Genomic DNA, 5,398 nt, shown 5'->3' on the forward strand with positions numbered 1-5,398 from the left:
ATCTGGCCGAAGCGGCCTACCGATTCAATCGCAGATTCCGCCTGCCCGAAATGCTGCCACGACTCGCCACGGCGATGATGCGTTGCAAGCCCTGTCCGGAGCCGGTTCTGCGCATGGCGAGCAATTATCATGGCTGAGAGTCAGGGCTAATCAGGTGGGGAGATGTAAGCCGGTGAACCGCCCCGGCTTCCGGCACTCCTCATGCCGTCTGGTTCGATGCCCCCCAGCTCCAGCTCCAGCGCCCCACGCCCGAGCGAGCTGGACCGCGTGCATGCTGGACCGCGACCTGCTCGCTTGGCGGTTTAGCACTGGTCTCGCGCCATTTAATGAAGGTGATCGAGGACGAAGTAATGCGTTGGCCTAGAAGCAACACTTCTCTAAGGAACCTCTGAACAACTCTTGGCGTTGCGAGCGAACTTGGGATTTCGCTTGATCACGACAATCTCCGTTGCTGAAAATCAATCACTTACGCGTGATGGCTCCAACCTCAGGCGTCGATCAGAAGTCTATCGAGGAGTTGTTCAGAGCTTCCCTAATACGGCTATTACTTCCGGTTCGGTGCGCCGCAAAATTTACTAAAAATTTACTTTGGTTCACCTATCAAGCCAGAAGAAATAACATGAGAAAACTTAAATCGAAATACATGCTTGGCACATGCATCGTTGGAAGCATCTTTAGCGCGGGTGCAGCGGAGCAGGTCGCTGCAATAAACAATACTGGCCGTGCCGAGGCTATGTCTGCATGGGAAACTACGCTCAAGCACGAGGCTCCGGCTATGGAGGGCTGCTTTAGCTCGACGTTTCCGGACATGGGGTGGCAGGCGGTACGCTGTGGCGCACCGCCGAAGTTGGTCATGAAGCCACGGCACCTTACCAGCAGCAACGTTCGTACCGACACCGACAACCGCGTGCTCATCACCGGCGATGGCGATGACTACGCTGCACGCACGGGCAGGCTCACCCATTCAGCCGTCGGCTCGTTCCCGAGCGTAAGCGGCGTGACCACTGGGGTAGTTCAATACTCACTGCAAATCAATACCAACAACGACAGCAACCCCGCCGCTTGCGCGAAGTTCGGTTTTTCTTCATGCAAGACCTGGCAACAGTACCTCTACTCCAGCGACGCCGACGAAGACTCAAGTAATGGCTTTGACCCGGTCATCTTCATTGAAAGCTGGGTATTTGCGGACAGTACCTCGGAATACGAGGCGGCGGGTTGCCCGTCCGGCTGGGATGCTTACGAAGGCAACGCTTGCCTGATTAACAGCGAATCGGTGCGAGTGCCTCTGGTGCCCGTTTCGGGCATCGCTGGTGTCAAGCTGACCGGTTCTGCGACCTCGGGGGGCGTGGATACCGTGTCGTTCTCGGTGAACGGAAGGGCCTACAGCGTGAGTCAGCGCGCCTCTACGGTGGATATCAATAAGATCTGGCGCCTGACCGAATTCAATATCTTCGGCAACGGCGCCAGAACTCAGACGGTGTCGTTTAATCGCGGCTCGCACGTCACGGTAAACGTCGCCGTAAACGATGGTACGACAAATGCCCCGACTTGTCTGGGCAATGCCGGCAAGACATTCGAGCAGAACAACCTGACGCGCGGTAGTTGCACCACCTTTGGTGGCGCTTCTCCCGGCATTAGCTTTCCTCAAAGCAACTGACTATTTGCGTCTGGGGAGGGTTCGTCTTTCCCAGACGTTACTTATTCGCCAACCGGGCGCGGTGGCCGCAGCTGCGCCAGCAGTTGTTCCAGCGTGCTCAGACGTACCGTGGCCCGTAAGGTGGCCGCTTCGGCGTGTTCCCGGCGCCGGCGCTCTTCGACCAGCTCGGTCCGCGCTGCAGCCAGTTCGGTGCGCACGCTTTCCACCGCGTGGACATCGCCGGTCCAGCGCACCTGCAGGGCTTGGTGCTCGGCGGCCGCCAGGCGCAGCGAATCGCGCTCGCGTTGCTGGGCGTCGGCCCGCTGGCGTGCCTGCGCCAGTTCCCGCTCCAGGCGGGTCTGGCGTTCCAGCCACTGGCCGTTTTCCCGGTTAAGCTGCATCAGGTCGTGGTTCTTGGCGGTCAAGGCCTCGTTGGCCTGCCGTAGGGCGACCTGCAGTTCCTGCACCTGGTGCTCATGTCGGCGCTGTTCCTGCTCGCGCTGGTCCTTGACCGAGGTGCGGTAGTGCTCCAGGGCTTCCCTGGCGTGTTCGTGCTTGTGTTCCAAGGATTTCGCATGGGCGTCGTGCTCGGCCACGCGAACGGTCAGACCGGAGATCCGTTCCTCCAGCTGCGCCAGTTCGGTGGTGCGGCGGGCCACTTCGCTCCTGGCAGCGTCGCCCGCCTCGCGTTCGGCCTGCAGCGCGGTCTCGCAGCGTTGCAGCTGCGTCATGAGTGAGCCGGCCTCGTGTCGGGCCTGCTCCAGCGCTTGGGTGCGTTCCTGCAGCTGCGCCTGGAAGCGCGCCTGGGCCTGCGCAACGACCGTGTCGGCCTCGCTGTGCAACCGCTCGGCGAGGCGGGCGATGAGGTCTTGAAGTGCGTCGCTCACGGCCATCTTCGCGCCAACGCCTTGCCCTTCCTCCTCTTCCAACTCCCTCAAATAGCGGTGGANACATACTCCTCAACGCATTAAACGGACCGTCGATAGGCGTTGAGCTCACGCGGGATAATGCTGAATTATCCCGCCTAATCCCGATTTTTCGACTATGCTCGCACGCGGGCCGGTACACCCCGGCCCATCGGGCGACTGGGAGGGACCGATGATCAGCGTTGGGCAGTACCTGGAAGCTGCCACCCGACCCAACACCGAACGCGCTTACGCTGCGGCAACCCGCCATTTCGAGGTCGAGTGGGGCGGCCACCTGCCGGCCACCGCCGACAACGTGGCGCGCTACCTTGCCGCCTACGCCGGGCGACTCGCGCTCAACACACTCAGGCACCGACTCGGGGGTGTAAGCCGGAACCGCTGAAAATTCCGTCACCCCAGATCCAGCCCGGCCATGAACAAGGGGCAGTGACCACATAGCTGCCCCAAATATGCCTGCCCACCGGAAGATTGTGGCGGGCCGTGGGGTTATGGGGACATCCTCAGGGTACTCGCTGGCCACCGCAACGCCCGCCGACGCGAACTCGTCGAGTGGCTAGGCGGACCGTTCAATCCCAAGACGTTTGATATGGAGGAAGCCAGGGAGCGCCTGGCTGAGTACGTCGCGGCGTCTGGGTGACGGAATTTTCGGCGGTTCCGGCTTACATCCCCCAGTGCGATGCCGTGTCGCTTGGCCAGCAGCACCAGCTTCTTGCGCGCCACCTCAAGCAGCCGGTTGTCGGTGGGATGGGCGATCGCTTTTTCCTGCACCGTGGTGTCCACGATCACCCGCGACAACTCGCGCCCATCCACCGCCTTCACCGCGTGAGCGGTGTTGATCGTGTGCGCCAACAGCTCTTCCATACCGGCTTCGCCCAGCCGCTGTCGCCAACGGGTCAGGGAGCTGGGATCGCACGGCAAGCAGGTCTGGAACACCACCTCGCCGGTGAAGAACTGCCAGTACGGATTTTCCAGCCAGCGCTCGCAGACCGCCTCGTCGGACAGGTCGTAGGCGTGCTTGAGGTAAAGCAACCCGGCGATCAACCGCACCGGCAACCCGGGCCGGCCGCCAGTGGCGGTTGTGGTCGGCAATCGCGGTGATAGCGCCTACTCCAATGCATTCCACGGCAGCCGATGGCTCAGCTGGACCAGTGGATGGCGCAGATCGATCTGGCTATCGACGCCATACCAGCTTCTCGTTCGCTGGCGATATCAGATATGGCCAGGTCCGGCCTGGGCCTTTACGACAGCCGGAATCGTGCTGGTATCAGAGGGCTCGATGGTTTTGAGAGGCAGCAGGTTCTTTACGGCCTTGAGTACCGTCTGGTCGTGATCCAGACCGCTCTGGTCGCGAGCTCCCATCACGATGTTGTTTCCGCACTTTCGATTAATGTACTGAAAGCAGATACTTGCGGTGTCGTTATTGCTACCGACGACCGCGAACACGCTGCCAACATCGCTAGGCTGGGTATTCTTGAGGACAGGGGTGCGTACTTGGTCGAAGTAGTTCCCTTCCAGTAGCGCATTGATGCCGCTGTAGGCGTGCAGTGCGTGCCCGGATCCGGTCTGGAAGTAATTATTCACGATCTGAATGACACCATTTCCCGTAGCGATGGGTGCTCGAGCGGCGAAGTTATGGATCCAATTATTGGCAATGGTGATGCTTTGGGTACTGTTAGTGCCGGTCTCGAATAGCATGTTCCAGTAATGGTTTCCGTCACCACCAGACGCGTACGGTGTACGGCCGTCGAACTCGTTCCAGGAAATCGTTATGTGCGTCAGCGAGTCAAAGTCGCCAGCGATCATCTGGCGCCCGATCATGGCGATCCAATTGTGATCGATCCAGACGTTGTCGACCCCGGCCAGGTTAATCGCATCGCCAGCAAAGACGACGCTCGGATTGATGTCGCGGATCGTCACATTGCGAATGATGACGTTCCGAACGGCGAGGAGCCGAAGACCTGTGCCTTTGATGATGCCAGAGGTGCCGGTACCAACAAGCGACTTATTGGATCCGACCATGATCGGGTGTCTCCCGACTTTGTCATACTGAATTTGCGATGTCACGAAGTCATTGCAACGCGTGTCGCTGCTATTGAGGAGTAACAGCGCCTCGCTCTTGTTGCTATAGGGATGACACCCGAGGCCCATCGCAGAACCTTCGAGCCCCCGAAAATCGATGGTCCTATCGACCACCACGATCCGCGGAGCATCGTCGTTGCAATACCCCGCGGCGTCAAGACTCCGGCAGAGTTCATTTCTTAGCTGGGCGGGCGTGGTGACATGGACCGTATCGCCGCCATCGCCGCCGGTGGTGTTGATGCCGAATCCTCCAGGGCCGCTGTTTTTCGCCATGGCGGCGCCTGCCGTACCGAGCAAGGCAAGCAGAGCGATCGCCGCGAGGCGGGCAGATATCTTCAGAGTAGTTGACGCCATATGAATTCCTTTTATTAGATCGGAGCGTGTGTAAAATCTTGCGCAAGCAGTCATCGATATTTCCAAGAGAACGAGGTTCACCGGCAGTTCGCCTGTTCGCGGCGACCATCATGTCTAGGGAACCTATGAACAACTCTTGGCGTTGCGAGCGAACTTGGGATTTCGCTTGATCACGACAATCTCCGTTGCTGAAAATCAATCACTTACGCGTGATGGCTCCAACCTCAGGCGTCGATCAGAAGTCTATCGAGGAGTTGTTCAGAGCTTCCCTAGGTGTTCAGTCCCGGCATTAGATGGATCGGGTCCACTTTGAACCGCTCGGGTTCGGATGTCCACTGCTTGCAGATGAACTCGTACGGCGTCAGACCCTTCAATGCTTTGAGCCTGCGACCGTAGTTATAGG

3 protein-coding genes and 5 pseudogenes are annotated in these 5,398 nt (G+C 59.4%); 4 read left to right on the forward strand and 4 right to left on the reverse strand.

Going from position 1 to position 5,398, the window contains the following annotated elements:
* Both XarbCFBP7408_RS21530 and XarbCFBP7408_RS21540 read left to right on the forward strand, forming a co-directional pair.
* A pseudogene (locus XarbCFBP7408_RS21530) lies at positions 1–137 on the forward strand (IS1595 family transposase); the annotation flags it as partial.
* Positions 138–619: 482 nt separating this feature from the next.
* The gene (locus tag XarbCFBP7408_RS21540; protein ID WP_104564653.1) at positions 620–1,657 is read left to right on the forward strand and encodes a hypothetical protein; all 1,038 of its coding nucleotides are present in this window, start codon (positions 620–622) and stop codon (positions 1,655–1,657) included.
* 41 nt (positions 1,658–1,698) lie between these two features.
* Here XarbCFBP7408_RS21540 and XarbCFBP7408_RS21545 read toward each other — a convergent pair.
* The coding region (locus XarbCFBP7408_RS21545; protein WP_146093820.1) for a DNA-binding protein at positions 1,699–2,585 on the reverse strand (887 nt) is incomplete at its 5' end.
* A gap of 149 nt (positions 2,586–2,734) precedes the next feature.
* Between XarbCFBP7408_RS21545 and XarbCFBP7408_RS21550 the strand changes: the two are divergent.
* Positions 2,735–2,935, forward strand: a pseudogene (locus XarbCFBP7408_RS21550) (Tn3 family resolvase); the annotation flags it as partial.
* 72 nt (positions 2,936–3,007) lie between these two features.
* Positions 3,008–3,199, forward strand: a pseudogene (locus tag XarbCFBP7408_RS21555) (IS1096 element passenger TnpR family protein); the annotation flags it as partial.
* A gap of 31 nt (positions 3,200–3,230) precedes the next feature.
* Here the strand turns inward: XarbCFBP7408_RS21555 and XarbCFBP7408_RS21560 are convergent.
* The 3 genes and pseudogenes from XarbCFBP7408_RS21560 to XarbCFBP7408_RS21570 form a co-directional block, all read right to left on the reverse strand.
* Positions 3,231–3,729 (reverse strand): annotated as a pseudogene (locus tag XarbCFBP7408_RS21560) (transposase); the annotation flags it as partial.
* Positions 3,730–3,771: 42 nt separating this feature from the next.
* Complete coding sequence (locus XarbCFBP7408_RS21565; RefSeq protein WP_181123325.1) at positions 3,772–4,995, reverse strand: pectin/pectate lyase; 1,224 nt, start codon at positions 4,993–4,995, stop codon at positions 3,772–3,774.
* 269 nt (positions 4,996–5,264) lie between these two features.
* A pseudogene (locus XarbCFBP7408_RS21570) lies at positions 5,265–5,398 on the reverse strand (IS481 family transposase); the annotation flags it as partial.

Origin of the sequence: Xanthomonas arboricola pv. guizotiae, assembly GCF_002940205.1 — a bacterium.
GTDB lineage: Bacteria > Pseudomonadota > Gammaproteobacteria > Xanthomonadales > Xanthomonadaceae > Xanthomonas > Xanthomonas arboricola_C.